The 20,250-nt window shown below is 43.6% G+C and carries 16 protein-coding genes and 1 pseudogene; 6 read left to right on the top strand and 11 right to left on the bottom strand.

Features of this window, described 5'->3' with window-relative positions:
- The first annotated feature begins 41 nt into the window (after positions 1-41).
- From V7K62_RS17165 to V7K62_RS17175, 3 genes are all read left to right on the top strand, one after another.
- A complete protein-coding gene (locus V7K62_RS17165) occupies positions 42-1,508 on the top strand; it encodes an ABC transporter ATP-binding protein (protein WP_334865948.1) in 1,467 nt (488 codons plus the stop codon).
- Positions 1,505-2,563: an ABC transporter permease gene (locus V7K62_RS17170; RefSeq protein ID WP_334865950.1), complete on the top strand. Its 1,059-nt coding sequence runs from the start codon at positions 1,505-1,507 to the stop codon at positions 2,561-2,563. Before V7K62_RS17165 ends, V7K62_RS17170 begins: the two co-directional genes overlap by 4 nt.
- A gap of 76 nt (positions 2,564-2,639) precedes the next feature.
- The gene (locus tag V7K62_RS17175; RefSeq protein ID WP_334865952.1) at positions 2,640-3,578 is read left to right on the top strand and encodes an ABC transporter permease; all 939 of its coding nucleotides are present in this window, start codon (positions 2,640-2,642) and stop codon (positions 3,576-3,578) included.
- Between the two features lie 231 nt (positions 3,579-3,809).
- Here V7K62_RS17175 and V7K62_RS17180 read toward each other — a convergent pair whose 3' ends face one another.
- A complete protein-coding gene (locus V7K62_RS17180; protein WP_334865954.1) occupies positions 3,810-4,379 on the bottom strand; it encodes a hypothetical protein in 570 nt (189 codons plus the stop codon).
- Positions 4,380-4,734: 355 nt separating this feature from the next.
- Here V7K62_RS17180 and V7K62_RS17185 point away from each other — a divergent pair, with 355 nt between their 5' ends.
- A complete protein-coding gene (locus tag V7K62_RS17185; RefSeq protein ID WP_334865956.1) occupies positions 4,735-5,529 on the top strand; it encodes a methyltransferase domain-containing protein in 795 nt (264 codons plus the stop codon).
- Between the two features lie 426 nt (positions 5,530-5,955).
- Positions 5,956-6,306: a hypothetical protein gene (locus V7K62_RS17190; RefSeq protein WP_334865958.1), complete on the top strand. Its 351-nt coding sequence runs from the start codon at positions 5,956-5,958 to the stop codon at positions 6,304-6,306.
- Between the two features lie 106 nt (positions 6,307-6,412).
- Here the strand turns inward: V7K62_RS17190 and V7K62_RS17195 are convergent, their stop codons facing one another.
- The 10 genes from V7K62_RS17195 to V7K62_RS17240 form a co-directional block, all read right to left on the bottom strand.
- Positions 6,413-7,165, bottom strand: coding sequence for an alternative oxidase (locus V7K62_RS17195; protein WP_334865960.1), 753 nt, complete (start codon positions 7,163-7,165; stop codon positions 6,413-6,415).
- Between the two features lie 77 nt (positions 7,166-7,242).
- Positions 7,243-7,701: a hypothetical protein gene (locus V7K62_RS17200; protein WP_334865962.1), complete on the bottom strand. Its 459-nt coding sequence runs from the start codon at positions 7,699-7,701 to the stop codon at positions 7,243-7,245.
- Positions 7,702-7,746: 45 nt separating this feature from the next.
- Positions 7,747-8,028 carry a hexameric tyrosine-coordinated heme protein gene (locus V7K62_RS17205; protein WP_334865964.1) on the bottom strand — a complete coding sequence of 94 codons (282 nt, stop codon included), beginning with the start codon at positions 8,026-8,028 and terminating at the stop codon, positions 7,747-7,749.
- 33 nt (positions 8,029-8,061) lie between these two features.
- Positions 8,062-8,712: a nitroreductase gene (locus V7K62_RS17210; RefSeq protein ID WP_334865966.1), complete on the bottom strand. Its 651-nt coding sequence runs from the start codon at positions 8,710-8,712 to the stop codon at positions 8,062-8,064.
- A gap of 86 nt (positions 8,713-8,798) precedes the next feature.
- Positions 8,799-9,206, bottom strand: coding sequence for a hypothetical protein (locus V7K62_RS17215; RefSeq protein WP_334865968.1), 408 nt, complete (start codon positions 9,204-9,206; stop codon positions 8,799-8,801).
- Positions 9,207-9,285: 79 nt separating this feature from the next.
- Positions 9,286-10,842, bottom strand: coding sequence for a GMC family oxidoreductase (locus tag V7K62_RS17220; RefSeq protein ID WP_334865970.1), 1,557 nt, complete (start codon positions 10,840-10,842; stop codon positions 9,286-9,288).
- Positions 10,843-11,140: 298 nt separating this feature from the next.
- Positions 11,141-12,079: an NAD-dependent epimerase/dehydratase family protein gene (locus tag V7K62_RS17225; protein ID WP_334865972.1), complete on the bottom strand. Its 939-nt coding sequence runs from the start codon at positions 12,077-12,079 to the stop codon at positions 11,141-11,143.
- Positions 12,080-12,271: 192 nt separating this feature from the next.
- Positions 12,272-12,823 (bottom strand): DsbA family protein, encoded by a 552-nt coding sequence (locus V7K62_RS17230; protein ID WP_334865974.1) that lies wholly within the window; start codon positions 12,821-12,823, stop codon positions 12,272-12,274.
- Between the two features lie 335 nt (positions 12,824-13,158).
- On the bottom strand, positions 13,159-13,809 hold the full coding sequence (locus V7K62_RS17235) for a response regulator transcription factor (RefSeq protein ID WP_334865976.1): 651 nt from the start codon (positions 13,807-13,809) through the stop codon (positions 13,159-13,161).
- The gene (locus V7K62_RS17240) at positions 13,806-19,835 is read right to left on the bottom strand and encodes an AAA family ATPase (RefSeq protein ID WP_334865978.1); all 6,030 of its coding nucleotides are present in this window, start codon (positions 19,833-19,835) and stop codon (positions 13,806-13,808) included. The genes V7K62_RS17235 and V7K62_RS17240 overlap by 4 nt, the downstream gene beginning before the upstream one ends.
- A 132-nt stretch (positions 19,836-19,967) precedes the next feature.
- On the opposite strand from V7K62_RS17240, the pseudogene V7K62_RS17245 reads away from it, so the two are divergent.
- Positions 19,968-20,162: pseudogene (locus tag V7K62_RS17245) on the top strand (pyridoxal-5'-phosphate-dependent protein); the annotation flags it as partial.
- Positions 20,163-20,250: the final 88 nt, after the last annotated feature.

A 20,250-nucleotide genomic window follows, 5' to 3' on the forward strand; every position in this document is an offset into this window, starting at 1 on the left:
GAGGATAAAAGTTCTCACTACGAGCTATCAGTTTTGTGAATATGAACTATTTACGCTTAAACAATATTACCAAATGCTTTGGGTCTTTTATTGCTAACGACAATATCAATCTCTCTGTCGCATCTGGAAGCATTCATGCAATACTAGGCGAAAATGGTGCAGGGAAGAGTACTTTAATGAATATTATTAGTGGACTCTATCAACCTGATGCTGGCGAGATTTATCTCCAAGAACAACTAATAAAAATTTCCTCGCCAAATGAGGCAATTAAATTAGGTATTGGCATGATTTACCAACACTTCATGCTTGTACCTCAATTGACTGTCACAGAAAATATCATCTTAGGGATGGGGAAAACTTGGCGGCTGAATTTACAAGATAAACAGCAAGAAATCACCGCATTATCCCAAGCTTATGGATTAGAAATTGACCCCACTGCCAAAGTTGAAAATTTATCTGTTGGGGCACAACAACGGGTAGAAATTCTCAAAGTTCTCTACCGTCGAGCAAAGTTGTTGATTCTTGATGAACCTACAGCAGTTTTAACACCGCCAGAAGTAGAATCATTAATTGCTATCTTGCGCCAATTGGCAGCCGTGGGCAATACAATCATTTTTATCAGTCATAAATTAGAAGAGGTAATGAATCTCTGTGATTCGGTAACAGTTTTACGCCAGGGAAAGGTAGTAGGAACAATATCAACTTCAGCAGCGACATCTCAGCAGTTAGCAACATTAATGGTGGGACGGGAAGTAGCTTTACAGTTAAATAAAAGTCCTAGATTACCAGGAAAAATCATCCTATCTGTGCAAAATTTACAAGTTGCTGATGAAAGAAATATTCCTGCTGTCAATAATGTATCTTTTGAACTGCGGGCGGGAGAAATTTTAGGAATTGCTGGTGTCGATGGCAATGGACAGCGAGAATTAGCTGATGCCATCGCTCTTGTGCGGACTATTAAGCAGGGTAAAATTGAGTTTACGCCCAAGGATTCCTCAGTAGGCTACATTCCAGAAGATAGGCAAACAATGGGATTGGTGTTGCAATTTAGCGTCGCCCAAAACTTGATTTTAAAAGCTTTTAAATATCTGCCATTTTGTCGCCGTTTTTTGTTACAACAAGAAGCGATCGCTAATCATGCCCAAGCTGCTATGCAAGAGTTTGACATTCGGGCGAATGGGATTGATATCAAGGTAAGTCAGCTTTCGGGAGGAAATCAACAAAAGGTAGTGTTAGCACGAGAACTCGCGCGGACACCAGCTTTAATTATCGCCATGCAACCCACAAGGGGGTTAGATGTAGGAGCGACAGCAGCCGTCCATTCTCGGATATTAGCAGAACGCGATCGCGGTGCCGCAATTTTGTATATTTCTACTGACTTAGAAGAAGTGATGACAATGAGCGATCGCATTGCCGTAATCTACAGAGGTGAGTTTGTCGCTATTTTGGATGCAGCCACGGCGAAGGTCGAAGAAATTGGTTTGTTAATGGGTGGTGGTGTTAGATGATCGCAACTAATCGGATGAAATTTCTGTTACCAATCCTATCACCGCTAATTGCCATCGCCTGTGCCCTCATCGTCGGTGCTATCCTCATGTTAATTGCTGGAGCAAATCCCATCACCGCATACAGCATCCTATTTCAAGAATCTCTCTCTACCTACTTTGGATTTGGTAACACCCTCACAAAAATGACACCGCTATTGTTCACCAGTTTAGGCGTGTTAATCGCGTTGCGGGCTGGGCAATTTAATATCGGTGGGGAAGGACAAATTTATCTGGGTGCGTTGGGAAGTACTTTAATTGGGTTATACGTGCAAGGATTACCTGCGATGATTCATATCCCCTTAGCACTTTTGGCAGGATTTTTATTTGGTGCAGTTTGGGGTGGGATTCCTGGTTATCTCAAAGCAATCCGCGGAGTTAATGAGGTAATTACTACCTTGTTGCTCAACTATATCGCCGTGAATTTAATTAGCTACCTAGTCCAAAATCCATTAATGGCAGCAGGTGCGCCTAGTCCTTATTCGCCATTAATTGCCAAAACAGCCCGATTACCGATTATCCTACCACAAAGCCTCGCCCATGCTGGGATTTTATTAGCTTTAATTGCCGCAGGTATTTTATGGGTATTGTTAGTGCGATCGCCTCTAGGTTATCAAATTACGGCTGTGGGATTTAACCCAATTGCCGCCCGTTATGCCCACATATCTGTTGAACGTACCATTATGCTGGTGATGGCTGCTGCGGGTGGTTTAGCTGGGTTAGCTGGGAGTTGTGAGGTGATGGGGTTGAAATATCGGCTATTTGAACAAGTTTCACCTGGTTATGGATTTGATGCCATTGCGATCGCTTTTTTAAGTCGTGGTAGTGTTGTCGGTGTAGTATTGACTTCTTTGTTTTTTGCAGCGCTTCGCAGTGGTGCGAATGTAATGCAACGTAGTGCAGGTGTGCCGGGAACTGTGGTTTACGCGATTCAGGGTTTTATGGTATTGTTTATTGCTATTAGTTTCGCAGTCGAAAGAGAAATAAGAGTAAAAACGCAAAGGAGCGCGAAGGTTTAACGCAGAGTCACACAGAGAAAACTCTGCGAAACTTTGCGCTTCCCTCGTGCGTTCCTCTGCGTTTAAAAATAACTCTATGAATAATCTCAACTTCTTCTCTGATTACTTGGTAGCTACTTTGCGTCTAGCTGTTCCCTTAGGATTTGCTGCCCTTGGAGGATTGTACTCGGAACGGTCGGGGGTGTTAAATATCGCCTTGGAAGGGATGTTGCTTACTGGTGCTTTTACTAGTGCTGCTGCCACTTTCTACACTGGTAATCCCTGGCAAGGTATCCTGGCTTCTTTAATTGCTGGCGGATTAGTCGGACTACTCCATGCTTTTTTGTGTGTAACTTTGCGTGTTGACCAATTGGTGTCTGGGCTAGCTATTAATCTTGTCGCATCTGGGTTAACATCGTTTTTCTCCCGGTTAGTGTTTAATGGCAGTAGTACACAGCAGTTACCTGGAATCGGGGCAATTATTATTCCTGGTTTAGCTAATATTCCCCTGATTGGGCCGCTACTATTTCAGTCAGATTTTTTAGTATATTTATTATTTATATTAGTGATTTTAACTACATACATTTTATTTAAAACTAGCTTTGGATTGACATTGCGAGCCGTGGGGGAATCCCCTAAAGCTGCTGCGACGGCTGGAATTTCGGTACAAAATATCCGTTATGTTGCTGTGGTGATTAGTGGCACTCTCGCGAGTTTAGGAGGTGCTTATTTAACTCTGGTACAGGTCAGATTTTTTGCCGAGGGGATGAGTGCTGGTAAGGGATTTATTGCGATCGCCGCATTAATTTTTGGCAGATGGCATCCTTTTGGTAGTGCTTTGGCTTGTTTGCTGTTTGGAGCTACAGAAGCTTTACAACTGCGAATTCAGGCATTAGGAGCAAATATACCTTACCAATTTTTAGTAATGCTACCTTATGCGATCGCTTTATTAGCATTAGTCGGTAAGTTGGGGAAATCTACACCCCCTAAAGCTTTAGGTACTCCCTACTTTGGAGAAAATCACCACTCTGACTAAAAAACTTGAGGGGGTGAAAAAGAGGTTAGAAAAGGTTGCTGGATAAGCATCAATGCAAAGGCGTAACAGCTAACGCCCAGGCGATCGCTCGACAATGAATAAACTAGTTTAAACCCCACCAATCAATTCTGATTTAGTGGCTTCTGGCTTAGTAAGTTTTTCTTCAATGAGCCGCCACACCAAAATATTAATCCTGTTTTTATTTATGAAGAAGGATTTTGCTAGAATTGATTACTGCTCAAGTGAAATATTGGCAGAGTAGATATGCCATCTACGCTGTTGTGGAGTTGAGCCAGGAACGTTATTGACTCGTCGCAGTTTATAACTACCATGAAATCGCTGTGGAGTCCCATTGCTAGTGACATTCGTAACAGTAACTGGAATTTCAATATATAGGGAGCCTGCCGCTCCTTCTAAGGAGCCTGGTTTTCCAACCTCTTCGACAACAGATACGGTATTCGCAAAACCCTGCTTGAATTCCTCAAATGACTCCTTGCTGGCAGATCCATCTCCATCCCAAGCCAAGTAAGCTTGTTTATAGTCTTGACGGGCAATAGCATCGTAATAATCATGAATAACTTGGACAGCTTGTTGTTCCGACGATTGGGAATTGGCAGAATTTTGTGTGGAAGAGACAGGTGGGGAAGTTGGATTGGACGTATCCGAAAGATTTGCAACTGATGGGCGATTGGCAGATGGTAATTGTGATTTAGCAGAGTTATTGCAAGCGGTGATCACCATTGTAAGCAAAGTGACTCCAATGGCTGTAAAGTATTTTTTTCTAAAGTTGATTTTTGACAAAGCTATCTCCTGACAAATCTTGGCAATAATTCTTCTTTTAATTCTTTGCTGTGAGCAAAATCTTCTCTCTTTAGTATTGGGTACGCCAAACATAAATGAAAAAATTATATCTATATATAATGTATAGTCAGCCAACTCGCTACACAAGTTTCTCTGTTCGACCTACAAACTATTCTAGATTACGGGCAATCCGTAGTCGGTGTTGCCCAAGAACTAACCAAATCTCTGCTTGAAAACCGAACGTTAACTACAAGGACGATTCAAGCACAGATGAATAAGCACTTCTTAGGGACTGCGGCAGAGAGTGCGTGGCAATGGAAAGATGCTTACGAGGCTATGGTAGCAAAATACCTTTGTGGATTTATCAGTAATGAACAGAAAACGTAGTGAGTCCTTTAATGAAGTTGCAGAAATCTATGATGCAGCACGCCCTAGCTATCCATCTCAATTGATTGAAGATGTAATTGAGATGGCTAATCTTCCAGATTCAGCTTCAATTTTAGATATTGGAACAGGAACAGGTAAGGGAACTGTTCCATTTGCTGAAAAGGGCTACGCTATCCACTGTTTAGAGCCAGGTGAAAAACTTATTGCAATAGCAACTCGAAATATGCATTTATATCCAAAAGTAACATTTGATACAGTTACTTTCGAGAATTGGGACTTACGCCCAAAAGCCTTTGATTTAGCAATATCTGCCCAAGCCTTTCATTGGGTAAATCGTGAAAAAGGGTATCCAAAAGTTGCACAAGCTTTAAAAGAAGAAGGTTATATTGCTTTTTTTTGGAATTTTTCTCTTTTACCGGATACTCCAATATTTCAGGCACTCAAAGAAACGTTTCAAAAATATGTACCGTCAACGATATCTAATTCTAAAGCATCCTCACTTGAATCACTAATAAAAAAAAGAGAAAACTGGATATTAAATAGTTTTTGTTTCACAAACCTAGTGGTCAAACAATATCCTTGGTCTATTAATTATGATGCAGAGCGATATCTAGGTCTTCTGAAAACTCAAACTGCTTATCAAGAATTTACTGAAACTGAAAAGCAGGATTTCTCTGATGCTATTATACAGATATTAAATGCTCACGGAGGATATGTTACTAAACCCTATTTATCGGTTCTTTTCTTTGCTCAAAAAATTTAAATCAGCCCCTTAATTCTAAATAAAACTCAATATCGAGTGTGGTTACAACTTATCTCAAAACCGATACGGAAAAACTACGGGTTTCAACCTAGATGAGATTTATATAGTCACCCAAAATGCAATAATCGCTGTTAAATAATCAAGTATTAGCCGTTGTTTTACCAATGTGTTGAAGAGGGTGATTTCTAGAATACGCCCAAACAGTATTTTGTTGTGTTAGTGACTTTGGTGTGGTAGTTTTTTTGATAATTGGTCTATGAGATTTTTTAATAGCTTTCATATTTGGTCGTGGCTTAAGACTGCAAAATATAAAAAGCAACGAAAAACCCCAGCCTATTTGAAGGATGGGGGCATAAATAAAAACTCTATTTTCATGATGACACAACTCAATATCTGTACGAGCCAATTTGTCCTGGAGGTAGCACAATGAACAAACTACCATCCAGACACAAGAAAGCTACCTCTGCGGCATCTGTTGAACCAAAGCCAGCCACCGACTCTACTCCCGAAAATATTTCTGCCCAAGACAAGCCAGCCTCAGCAACCATTGAGGTTGTGGCTGTTGAAGTTCTAGAGTTGACCGAAGAAGAACAAAGTGAGCGGCTAAACTTAGAATGCCGTGTAGAACGTGCTTTTGTTGAAGCAGGTAAAGCATTCATGGAGTTGCGTGACAGACGACTATACCGTTCCACGCACCGTAGCTTTGAGGAATACTGCCGCGAACGCTTTGGTTACAGCCGTCATGCAGCGTACTTGAAGATTTCGTGCCGTATATGAGAATCTTCAAAAGTTTTTGCCGAGCAATGAACGACAATTGCCAGATTTGGCGAAAGCAGAGTTAAAACCTGCTGTGCAAGCGGATGTATTGTTAGCAAGCAAATATTTATAGAGAATCATCTGGACGGAGTGGAACAGGAAAGGTTGAACCCAGTTCAATAATTTTGCTCTCCGTTTCCACCGTGGGTAAAGCTTTTGTCGCAACGAAAACTGTATGAGGACTGTGAAAGGTTAGCCGCGCTTCTGGTTTTTGGAGTGCTTGCATTGTTTTCACATGTTCGCATTCATCCTCACGGATGTTGATGAACACGTCATATAAATTATCAACGGTAGGACGGCGAAAATTACCTCCTGGTGTAGTTTGGAATTCCTCAAACATATAGAGATCGCCATCACGGTAGTAATCGATCGCAACTTGAGGAGCCGATTGAGCTTTCAGTTCCTCTGCGTGAGTTTTCAGATAGTCGTCGTAAGTGTGGTAAGCATGATTTTCAATTAGCTCCATTAGGTAGTAGGCATACTTGGGAAAGAGCATATAGAGCAGTACAACTACCCAGTAGTAAACCACTGCAACGTGTTGGGCGATGAAGCGATCGCTCCAGTTGCGATCGCCACCTAATGATTCCATAATCAACAAATGATGAAATTCATTCCAAGTTTCAGCAAAGTGAACTTTCAACAAGTCAGACCTGCGCCACCAGCCCAATGTCTCATAAAGATGCAGCACCGAGAGATATGAAAAGTAAGGAACGCGGGCAATGGTTTCCAGCACATAAAACCGAGGGTAGGAACGATTTCCGTAGACGACATCGACAAGGAATACAAAAAAACTGACGATCACTCGAATAAAAATTTTCATTGTGCATCCCTCCAAAATTAAAATACGTTATGGGGGCTTATAGCGCGTGATTTCACCACCGCCAGTTGAATGTCTGTTTAGGGAAATACAAGTTTCGATTCAGGTGGATGACCTAAATAAATGTGAGCAGAGGATTTCAGCACAATTTCGGAGTAGAGAATTTTTTGAATCTGTAAACTTGGGACTCGATTTGCCAGTGTGCGGTAAGCAGTGATTTCTCCTTCAAGGCTAAAGTCAGCATTCGCTACACAATGGTAATAATCGTGAATTGCCAAGAACGCAAAACCATAAAACGGATTCGGATAAATCTCGCTATCGTAACTCTCAGCCGACACCCACAGACGCTCTTGGGCAATATCCGCACACATTTCGGCAGCCGTGCGATAGCGCATATAATCAGAGAACATCGGATTAATCGGAAGTTGTTGAAACTCGCCCATGAGCCAGTCACAGAGTTCTTGTTGATCTAGGTCTGAGAGTTCGACAGATTCTCCTTCCAGGTAGAGTTTGGCAAGAGTCTCTACTTTGGGTGTCATGGAAATCACCTCTGAGCAAATTACTGATTTGATGCTGTCGAGATATTACTTACGCCAGTAATTGTTAGCAGCAGCAATTGTGGCAAACTCTGTTGCCACCGTCTGTCCAACGGCAATCAGCATCATGGCATCGTTACCATATACGTCTCGCAGTTGGTTGCGTTTTTCTTCATCCGGCTGAGTCAGTTTAATAATTAGCCGTGCCATTTTGACTGCCAATTGTCGTCCTGCTTCTGGTGTCTCAGTCAATAGTGAGTTATTAGGAACCAATGTAATTTCGGGTGGTGTCACAACAGGTAAATTGGTTGAAGCTATTACATTATCCATGTCAAAATCTCCTAAAATAAGGAAAAACAGGCTTTAATAGTCGAGAAACCTAACGTTTTTCTCAACAGATTCACGGCTAATATGCAGATGATTAGCGGAGAAATCAGGATCGGAATAGCCAACGGCTAAACCACAAATAATCAATAATTCCGGTGGAATGTTCAATTCGTTACGGATGATTTCGGGATAACCCGCTAGTGAAACCTCTACGCAAGTGCCAAGTCCGCGAGCAGTTAGGCACAACACCAGCGTTTCTAGATACATCCCCACACTCACAGCATCCGCAACGCCAAGGTCTCGGTGCATACAAACAATACCAACCACTGGTGCGCCAAAAAATTCGTAATTGCGGAGAACGGCTTGTGTTCTATTCGCTTTATCGTCACGAGCAATCCCCATTGATCCGTAGACTTGCACACCTAGTTCCTGGCGGTAATGCTGGAAGGCTTCTGGAAGTGGTGGGATGTTAGGCAGTTGCTGCTTGGCTTGGTTTAGCAAAGCCTCTTGGAGGCGATCGCGACGGACACCAACAGCAAACACCATCCGCCACGGCTGGATGTTTGAATTTGACGGCGCACACTGGGCTAAAGTGAGAGCTTCATCGAGCAAATTTCGCGGCACTGGTTGAGATAAGAATTTGCGTGTTGAGTGCCGGTCTTGAATAGTTTGTTCGAGATCGAACATATTAAATCAACCTTGATAAGAAATAAATGTGAACTCAAATACTCATCTAGCAGCCTCAGAAGACTCCCGCCACACCGAGGAGTAGTTTACCAAACTTGTTCTTGCTGAGTCGTCGTTTTCAATGCCACTATACCAACCCAACAGCCAAATCCATTCACAATTAATATCAAGATGGCTGTAACTTGGAATAGCATTCCCCAACCTGCAAAGGCAACTTGAGAAACATGATCCGGACTAATTACAAGCAAATGATTGTAGATTGCAAAAAGGAGTGATCCTGCCATTGAACCCAGCAACAGCCAGCTACCGAGGCGGTAAAACTGTGTCCAAAGTAAAACAGCTGCAATGATGGGAATTAGAAAAGTCACAATCGCCACAAACGAACTCTGAAGCACAGAGAGGGCAACTGGGATTTCTATATGTGCTAAACCATGTAGTCCATTAGCGATCGCATGAAGAACCACGATTGCTGTTCCATATTGAGCAATCTTCATTTTTCTTCTACCTCAAAATTTTAACTGGCATGAAGAATCGTCACTTAGTAACTTCTAAATTGTCCGGTCATTGAGCGAGTCAGTTGGCAATTGCTTTCTGTCCTTGCTTTGAAAAGCTACCTGCTGTTTTAATTAAAGCAGCTGCTTTTTCGCCAATCATCATACTGGCCGCGTTCGTATGTCCCGTAATTACAGTTGGCATGATTGAAGCATCGACGACACGCAACCCCTCAACTCCATGTACCTGTAGTTCGGGGTCTACAACTGCCATAGAGTCAGTTCCCATTTTGCAAGTGCCGATAGGATGAAACACCGTACCGCAAACGTTGCGGATATAAGCTTCGAGTGCTGCATCACTAGTCACGTCGGCACCAGGAGCAACTTCCCGACCTCGAAACGGATCGAAGGCACTGGTATGAAACAATTGACGCATTAATTTAATTCCGTCAATTAGCTTTTTCACATCGGATTGACTTTGCAGATAGTTCAATCGAATCATTGGTGCATCTTTGGCATCCGGCGAACGCAAACTGACACTGCCAATATTTTGGGGATGAGTCAAAACGACCAGACCCGTGAAGCCTAAAGAGTTTGCATGGCCAGGAGGTGCCCACAGAATCGGGCCGAAAATTAGCTCTAAATCCGGCGCAGCTTCCAAATTACCTTCGCTATGCAAAAACAATACAGCTTCGGCGATGCCATTGCTGGTAATTGCCGTGTGTAAATCACCAGTTGCTTCGTATGGAATAGGAACAACAATGTGGTCTTGTAGATTTTGACCGACACCAGGCAAATCAACGACAACAGAAATCCCCATTGCTTGTAATTGTGCTGCATCCCCAATGCCTGACAACATCAGCAACTTGGGGGAATCAAATGCACCTGCACTAACAATCACTTCCCTATCGACCCTGGACTGGTGCAGTGTTCCTTTGTGCAGATATTCTGCTCCAACGGCGCGAGTTCCTTCAAATAACAACCGAGTTACGCAAGCTCCAGTCATTGCAGTTAAATTGGGGCGATCGAGAATGGGCAGGAGGAAAGCAGCCGCAGCACTATGCCGTTTCCCATCTTTGACCGTCAATTGAAATGGCCCTACTCCTTCCTGTTGGATGCCATTGAAATCAGGATTGTAGTCATAACCCAGCGTTATTGCTGCCTCTACAAATTGTTGAGATATTGTAGCAGGAGCAATCAGATCGGTGACACTCAACTCGCCATCTACACCGTGGTATTCGGAGGCACCGCGTTGCTGATGCTCAAATTTCTTGAAATAGGGTAATACATCCTGGTAACTCCAACCGGGATTGCCTAGTGACTGCCAGCGATCGTAATCGTGATGATTCCCTCGGACATAAAGCAGGAAATTGATTGAACTGCTGCCTCCCAAGACTTTGCCACGAGGACAAAAGATTTTGCGATTGTCGAGATACGGCTCTGGTTCAGAGAAGTAACCCCAGTCTACCTCAGTGCCAAGTAGAGTTGTGCAGTCTAACGGAATTTGAATCTCTGGTTTTGTATCTGGATTACCTGCTTCGAGTAACAATACAGTCGTATCAGGGTCTTCGGTCAGACGGTTGGCAACTACGCAGCCTGCTGACCCGGCACCAATCACAATGTAGTCATATCGACTCATGATTCTTTCTCCTTTAGTCAGTAAAAATCCAAAGTAGACGTAATCTCATAGTTAAAACCCCGTTTTGTAAGGAATGATCCTTAATAGAATGGCACTAAGTTAAGATATAACCCTTGCCCTGACTGGTTCCTAGCCTGAAGGCTGGGAACCCATCCTGGGAGGGCTGCCGCCTCCTCTTTCTTGACGAGAGGCAGAGCCTCTTGGAATACATTCCCAGCCTGGAGGCTGGGAACGAGGCAACACAAGGCTTTGGGCTTATCTTAGTGCCATTCGATCCTTAATAGTTAGTGTTAGTACGTTAGCTTGCACGAGCAACGGCACTTTCAACCAGCCATTCCAGCGATCGCGGCTGAAAATTGAGTTCGCGTTTTGCCTTAGCATTGGATGCGCCCCGCATCTGCGTACCGTAGTAGACGGCATCCGCACCACCTACTTTCAGCGCCTCCTCAACTGATATCTGCGGTGGTGGTGGTGCATTGAGCCATTGGGCATAGGCAGGGAGCCACTCGCGCACTGCTAAGGGGCGATCGCCCGTAATCAAGTAAATGCCAGGATTGCCTCGTTCTCCTGCCGCAACTGTAGCGATCGCTGCATCTTCAATATGTAACCACGACCATACGCCTTCTCCATTCCCGACAATTGGGAACTGTTGCTGGCGCACCTGGTTAGCAGCGTCACCATCGGCAGCAAACCAAGTCCCAGACCCGTAGAAGAAGCCATAACGCAGAGCAATCCCTTCTAGATTCGGCGTTTCAAGGAGGTGATGCTCAATTTCGGTGACTGTGTGTGCATCGGTGGCAACGGCGGGCGAAGCATCCAACGATAGCGGTGTTTCTTCGTCTGCCAATCCAGTACCAGGAACTCCCCAGAATGCGATCGACTGTCTCAGGTAACGGCGCACGCCTGCCGCTTGTGCTGCTGCCAACACATTAGCACCCCCTTCTAAACGAATACGCCGATTGAATGGTGCGGCAGCACTCATCGATTCGCCAGTGTAGGTTTTGGGTAGTGCGGTGAGTTGTTCGATTACCACTTCCGGTTGAGCGCGAACTAGAGCCGCTTTGACAGCATCAGCATCAAATACATCTGCGATCGCAGGTTCTACACCTTGTTCGACTAAAGTTTGCGCGTTTTCTGAAGAACGGGTCAATGCAACCACATTATGACCTTTGGCAAGCAATTGCGCGATTAGCGGACGACCGATTACTCCCGTTGCGCCTGCAACAAAAATCTTCATCTGTGAACCTCCTGTTAAAATCTGTGAAACATTTTGATAGATAAGACGAATTAAAAGGACTAATTAGGCTGATATTAGTGCGGGTAAATGTAAGCCTGCTTAACAATTTCTAGAGCGTTCATTGTCATCTTTTCCTCATCGAGTCGAGCCAGATTAAGTTACCTCTCATGCTTGCCTAAATTCATCTCGCTATTATGTAACACCAGAATTTTTAACTTGGGCGATCGCTATGAGTAGTCTCTCCATATCCCACGCATCTCTGTAGCGAATTTTGTTGATAAATAAAGCTGGCGTACTACTGACACCACTTTGTATACCACTTTCAATGTCTTGAGTAATCTGTTTAGCATGAACATGGTCTGTCATGTGCCGAAGGAATGGATCGATGTCAAGCTGTATCTCATGGGCATACTGTAGAAGATATCCATTATCAAGTGTAGATTGATTCGCAAATAAGGTATTGTGCATTTGCCAAAACTTATTTTGTGCGGCGGCGGCTTCTGCAGCTTCTGCTGCCTTTTGTGCTTGAGGATGTAAGTGTGTACGGGGGAAATGGCGAAATACAAAGCACAATGGGATCTGTTGCTGAATCTCTTGAATCATCCTGTTAACCTCACCACAGGAAAGACATTGATAGTCACCGTATTCAACTAATATGACTGATGCATCGATTCCTCCTTGGGTATGGTCGTGTTCTGAAACTGGCATGAGCAGCCTATCACTATCGCTTGTCTGACTCATCATTTTTTATGCCGTCTGTGGATAGCATCTTGGTGATGAAAATGCTGGAAAGAACAATAATAAATTAGGTGCTGCTGATTAATAGGATGATTTTTCTCATGCAAAAAGGAAGAGTTTTAAATGTTGAAATGAATAATTTCATCTAATTTCATCCCGCAATTATGCAACGCCAGAAATGCAATATCGTTTCTTGGTTCTGAGAATATGAAAATTGCTCCTGCTTTGTCACATCCCCTGCGAGAAGTTTTTACACTAGTAATAGGGGTAGGAATTAACTTACTCTTAAGTCTATAAATAACCTATCCTCAAGAGCAGGTGATGACTCTAGGACTAAGTTTTTAAAGCGTAATAATGCCGCGCTTGAGAGCAACAATCATCGCTTGAGTGCGATCGCTCACTCCCAATTTGCTCAAAATATTTTTCACATGAAATTTGACTGTTCCCTCAGCGATCGCCAAAACCGTGCTAATCTCTAAGTTACTCTTGCCCGTTGCCATCACGCGTAGCACTTCCAACTCACGCTCACTTAGTTCTGGACTCTGTAGCCGTTCTACCAGTTTTGCGCCCACGGCTGGGGGGATATAGTGTTTACCGTTGTGAACTGCCCGAATTGCTGTCAGTAGTTCGTCTGGCTCTGCATCTTTTAAAACATAGCCCTTCGCACCTGCTCGCAGTCCCCGATAGATGTCTTCGTCGCTGTCGTAGGTTGTCAGGACGATGATTCGAGCGTCGGTAAACTCAGCACAGATAGTAGCGATCGCTTCCACGCCACTCAGTTCAGGCATCCGCAAATCCATCAATGTAACATCGGGTTGATGTTGGCGGAATAATTCTACTGCTTCATACCCGTTGCAGGCTTGCCCAACTACGGTCATATCCGGTTTATAATCGAGTACGGCTGTTAGACCCTCTCGCATAAATGGATGGTCATCGCCAATCAAGATGCGGATCGCAGAGGAGTCAGGTGTCGCGGTTAAGCGGTGCGTCATGGCGTTTGTACTCTCACTACAATTTCTGTACCTTGTCCAAGGTGACTCACAATCGTTAATTCTGCTCCAATGCGTTGGGCGCGTTCGGTCATTCCGAGTAACCCAAAGCCCCGACCGATAGACAGACTGCTGCTTTCAAACCCTTGGCCGTTGTCTTGGATCTGCAAGACGAACTGCGTTGGCGTAGCCCGCCGCAGGCATCGCTCATACCGCAACTCAACGCAGATTTCCCTTGCATTCGCATACTTAAAAGCGTTGGTTAACGCCTCTTGCCCGATGCGAAGCAGATTCACTTCGACCTCATTCGGTAAAGGATAGGGTTCGCCGATCGCGCTGCAAACTACCTGTACGGATGTCAAGGAAAACATCTGATTCATGAATCGCTCCAGGGCGCTATACAAATTCCCTTCTTCTAATATCTGCGGGCGGAGTGCTTCTACCGAGCGACGAGCATCGGCAAGCCCAGAACGCGCCAAAACGCGCCCTGTTTTCAGGTGTGACTGGGCAGCATCTGGATCAAGCTTGAGGCGCTGGGAGGCAGCATCTAAGTGAACAATTATGCTAGTAAAAGCTTGGGCTAGCGTATCGTGAATTTCTCGCGCCATACGGTTGCGTTCTTCCAAAATTAATGCATTTTCGCCGCGTTTGCGTTCGCGCAGTGCCGCGTTTCGCTGTTCGCTGATATCTGTAATCAAACCATAGTATCCTCTCACCTGAGCATTGATATCTAAATCAGGGATGGAGGTGACAGCAACATACTTTTTGCCCATCGGCAAAGGTAATTCTGCCTCATAAGTTATAGTCTCTCCCGCTAGCGCTCGATTGATGTATGGTTCAATAATTTGATAAGCTGCCTCACTCATGACTTCACAAACCTGCTTACCCAAAATCTTATCTCGACTACAGCCATACCAATCCTCATAAGTTCGGTTGGCAAATCGATAGCGCCGATCTGCATCTATATAACAGATACAAGCGGGGAGAGCGTCGGTAATCAGACGTAACTCCTGTTCTCGGTGGCGCAGTGTGGCTTCGCTTTGCTGTAAAGCTGCTGTTCGTTCTACTACCTGTTGTTCTAAAGTGCGGTTGTAATTGGCTAACAGTTGCTCTGCTTGTTTGCGCTCGGTGATGTCTTGAAAAGCTGCGATCGCATAAATCACCTTCCCCTGTTCGTCAAAAATGGGTGTCCCCCAACCTTCAACCGGGATGGTTGCATTGTTTTGGCGAATTTCTAAATCGTCAATTCTTGTGCGATCGCCTTTCAACGCCCGCATCACTGGAAGGTTTTCAATGGGATATGGTCGATCTGTTCCCGCCAGATAAAGTTGATAAATTTCTGCAAGTTGCTCTGGTATCGCACCAGGAATAATGCCTTTACCTAATAGCTGAATTGCCTGTTGATTGGCGTAGCAAGGGCGACCAAGCGTATCCACGACTCCAATTCCTACCGGCACTGCTTCTAAGAATTGAGCCATCTTACTTTCGCTAGCGCAAAGCTTTGAGTAAAGTCTGGCATTTTCTATTGCGATCGCTGCCTGTGTCGATAAAAGATTTAAAACTTGCGATCGCGTAGCGTCTCCAAAGGAGACTCGCTCTGGTGTAAATGCCCCAGCCGCTAGTTGATTTTCTAGATACAATACGCCGACGAGCTTACCTTGATTCAGCATCGGCATACATAAGATTGATTGAGGTTGATGGTGTTGAATGTATGGTTCATTAATAAAATTACCTTCACGAATCGCATCATTTAAAATGACACATTCATGAGTCCGAATAACATAATTAATAATTGATTCTGGAAGATGATTTGCTGTTGGGATAGATTGCAAAACTTGCGTAGTATAGGCATTCTCACCATCACTATCATTTAGTTCACAAGCAGCTTCAATCAACCATTCTCCTGAATTCTCCAAAATCAAAATTCCTGTCTGTGCGCCAGCATTCTCAATTAAGATTTTCATCAAGGAGTTGAGCAATTGATCCAGTTGAATCTCACTATAAATTGCCTGAGATGCCTTTAGTACCGCTGCTAAATCAAAAGCGATAGGTGAACTGTTAGAAGTCGTTTTAGAAACTTTGGGAATTGGCGTGTAAGCCACATCTGATGACTGAGGAAATAGCTCTGGATAGCGAGTTTCTAAATCTTTTACCTTTGCAGTCGCTCCCCAACGCTCATAACAGTAATGAGCTTCTTTCATGTAAGTTTGGGCGAACTTTTCCCGACCTCGCGCCAAATAATGTTTTGCAGCCAATTCATAAGCTAACGCCTCTTCTTGGATATATTTATTTTCTCTAGCTCCAAGAATTGCTTGTTCGTAAAATTCTTCTGCCTCAAAAAACTGACCTAAAACTCTTGCAATCTCTGCTTGCAGCAAATGATATTTATGCAAATGATTCATGGGCGCGTAATCTGCCCATCGCTTTATTTTCGCCTGGCTAACACCGACGTTTTTGATAATTTCACCCTGCGTTTGATCGCTGCTTTCGGGGTATGTTGCGAGCTTTGCCAGAGAGTCATAGAGGTAATACAAAGGAAAAAGGGCTGTCCCTCTTGCTTTAAGTAAATGTCTTTCGGCTTTCCTAGCATTTTCAACTGCTTGAGAATACTCAGAAAATAGATAGCAGAGGAAAAGTTTGTTGAAGTGTACTAGAAAAATTACGGCTCCATCTGTTTCATGCTGTGGCAGTCTATTCTCCTCATTGTAAGCTTCGCCAATTAGATGAGTTAGACTGCCCGAACATCCCATCAAATTTAAGACAGACTGCTGAAATATTTGATTCCAGGCGAGTGGTGTTTCCTGTTTGATTTGATGGATTGCTTGACCATAAGTTCTCAACTCGCGTTCAAGTTCCACGAGTTCTTTTCCGGCAATAAAGGATTGCAGGCAGTAAGTGTGAGCGCAATAGGCGGCAAACTCCAAATCTCCCGTTTCTAACCCACTTTGATAACCTTCTGGTAATTGCTGAGATGTTTCTCTAATATGTTCTTTCCAGTGAATAATGAAGACATATACAATGAAAAATGTTTTAGCTCTGAGTGAATGAGTATTAGTAGACTGTGATAACAACAAGAGAGCAAGCTGCCCAAATTGGTAGCCTGACTCAATGTTTCCTACCATTCCACAAAGAATTAACCCAAAGTTCGCGTATGCAAAACCAGAGGTAAACGTATTGCCATACTGGATTGACAAGTTGACCTGTTTCGATGCCAGTAGCGGCATCAAATCAGGAGCCGCTATTTGGGCAGCAATCATGATACTTGATAGGATTCGCATTGCTGCCAACTTCTCCGGCTCGGTCATTGCTGGTAAATATCTTAAGTCCACAATCGGCTTCTCACCCAGAAGTAATGTAATTGTGTCTAGTTCCAGCTGAATATCTGACTTACTTGGCTCTTTGGGAAAACTGATCCCTAGTTGCTGCAAAACTTGCAATGCAGTATTAATTGCTTTCAATGGCTGGCTCTGCGCCATGTCGGTTTGAATTTTGACTTCGTAAATTTTTACGATGTCGAGGATAGTTTTAGCTTCTTGGACAACGATCGCCACCCAATATTCTACCTGCTCAAAATCGCCACACAAGTACTCGACTTCTGTTGTTTCTAAATATAAATTTAAGGTCAACTCATAGTTGGTTTGCCAGCTAGAAGCTGCTATCAATTCTCTGGCTTTGGCTAAATATTTTTTCGCCATACTATAGGCGATCGCTGCCTTTGCTTTCTGACCCGCAATTAAATTTAATCTAGCAATTTCATTTCGTTCTGGTTGATTGGTAACAAGCTCAATCCCCTGATTCAGATGATCGACAATTTCAAACAGCCTATCTTTTATCTGCTCTGGTGAAGTATTTTCTAGCAGATTGCGACCAATTTGTAAATGAATAATTTGCTTGTGCGCCTCATCGATTAAGGCGTAGGCTGCTTGTTGCACGCGATCGTGCGAGAATTTATACTCTTGAATTAACAAGTCTTCGTCTAATTCAGATACGGGTTGGATTAATCCAGCTTGTATCGCTGCTAATAAATCTTGGAAAATCGTTTTAGATGATTTCTCACAAATAATTGATAAAGTATTTAAATCAAATTCAGCCCCGACACAAGCAGCTAAACGGAGAATTTGCTGTGTGTTCTCTGGCAATTTCTTCAATTTGCCAAGCAGCAACTCCACAACATTATCGGTGATATTTTTAGCTTGAATTTGAGCAATGTTCCACTGCCAACTTAAGTTTTCAGCATCAAAGGTCAATAAATTTTCGCTATACAGCATTCTCAAAAATTCATTGACAAAGAAAGGATTGCCTTCAGTTTTACGCAGTACCAACTCAGCCAAGGAAAGAAAGGTATCAGTATTGTGATGCAACGTCTCGGCAATTAACTGACTTAACGGCTGCAACGTTAAGGGTTTCAGGATAATTTCTTGAAGTACTGCTCCTTTTTTTCGCAATCTCTCCAAAGTTAATATCAGTGGATGTGTTTGATTTACTTCATTATCTCGATAGGCTCCAATTAAAAATAAGAATTGAGTTTGCTGATCCAGCAGCATCAATTCAATTAACTTCAGTGTTGCTGAGTCTATCCACTGCAAATCATCTAAAAAAATCACAAGCGGGTGTACTTTTGAACAAAACAGCCGCACAAATGATTGAAAAATGCGATTGAAGCGGTTTTGGGCTTCGGTTGCGCCAACTTCCAATACAGGTGGCTGCTTGCCAATAATTAACTCCACTTCTGGGATCACATCAATAATGATTTGTCCATTGTTTTCCAAAGCTGTAAGTAGACGCGATCGCCATTGTTGCACTTGCTCGTCGGATTCACAGAGTATTTGTCTTACCAATTTTTGCAGAGCATCTGCGATCGCGCTGTAGGGAATATTGCGCTGAAATTGATCGAATTTACCCCAGATAAAATAGCCGCGCTTTTGGGTGATTGGTTTATAGAGTTCCTGCACTAATGCTGATTTCCCAATTCCAGAGTAGCCAGAAACCAGCATCATTTCGACTTTGAAGGTTCGGTTGTCCTTTTGTTCCTGTTGTACAGTTTTTTGTGCATAGTTTTGTGAAGAAGTAACGCGGTCAAAAGCCGCCAATAACATGGAAACTTCATTGTCTCTTCCGTAGAGTTTTTGGGGAATTTGAAACTGATCGCAAACATCTTGCAGACCTAGTTGAATACTATCAATTTGACCGATTTCTTTTAATTGGTCAGCACAAAATTCTAAATCTGCTTTGATTCCCCAAGTACTTTGATAGCGATCCTCTGCATTCTTCGCCATCAGTTTGACAATGATATCTGAAACTGGTTTGGGAATCGTTGCATTCAGTTTATAAGGTGGAGGTGGCTGTTTAGCGATATGGCAATGGACTAGCTCAAGGATGTCCGTTGTGGGAAAAGGCAGGTATCCGGTTATAAGTTCGTAGAAGGTTACACCCAGCGAGTAAAAATCGGTGCGGTAGTCGAGCAAACGGTTCATCCGCCCAGTTTGCTCTGGAGACAAGTAGGCGGGTGTGCCTTCTAAAACATAGTGGCTCTTAAAAGTTGGATTCGTGCGGTTAAATTGGGTTGCAATCCCGAAGTCAATAAATTTTATAACGCCAGTATCCTGATTCAGGACAATATTTCCAGGGTTGATGTCCTTATGAATAATATTAGCTGCATGGATTTTGCCCAGAATCTCTGTGAGTGCGATCGCAAGAGGTAGAAAGGTGGCTAAGGGCAAGGGGTAAAAACCTGTGCGTTTGTGCCTCCATTGCTCTAGGGACTCTCCACCAAAGTCTTCTAAGAGAATGACAAGAGTGCGTTGATACTCCTGCTGACTGTACGCCTTGACAACTCCTCCCAGGTTAAGGAAGCGGGTAATTTCGTATTCCTGTCTGTAGCGGGTTAGTTCCTGGGGAGAGGGATAATCTTGCTTAAGTATTTTTACGACTACCGCCAAATTATCTTGTACCCTGATGCCCCGATACACCAAAGATGCCGAACTCTCATAGATTTTGCTTTGAATGGCAACTCCCGGTAGGGCAATCATTGCGCTCTCTTTCGATGATGATTATGAGCAACATCGTTAATTATACAGTTTGTAATTTGTTTTCATGATAATTACCAAAATTGTTTTAACTTGAGGCAAAATATGCCGAGAACACAAAGCATAACCACTACAGAAGCGATTCTTCGCACCATGTTTTTCTTGTGGGAACGTCTGAAAATTGTAGTTGAACCCACCGGAGTACTCGCCGCCGCCGCCTTACTAGAAGGTGTGGTGACAGCACCAGAGGCGAGGATTGGTGTGATCATCAGCGGTGGGAATGTAGATTTGACGCAAGTTGGTAAATTGTTTTCTGGGGGATTGGATTGAACTGAGTGTGCGGCTTGTAACCATCAGCGTTTTCAACCCGCGCAAGCGGGTTTTGCCTGTGTAGCCGTGAGTTATAGTCGCCTGGTGT

Source organism: Nostoc sp., assembly GCF_036917935.1.
Lineage (GTDB): Bacteria > Cyanobacteriota > Cyanobacteriia > Cyanobacteriales > Nostocaceae > Nostoc.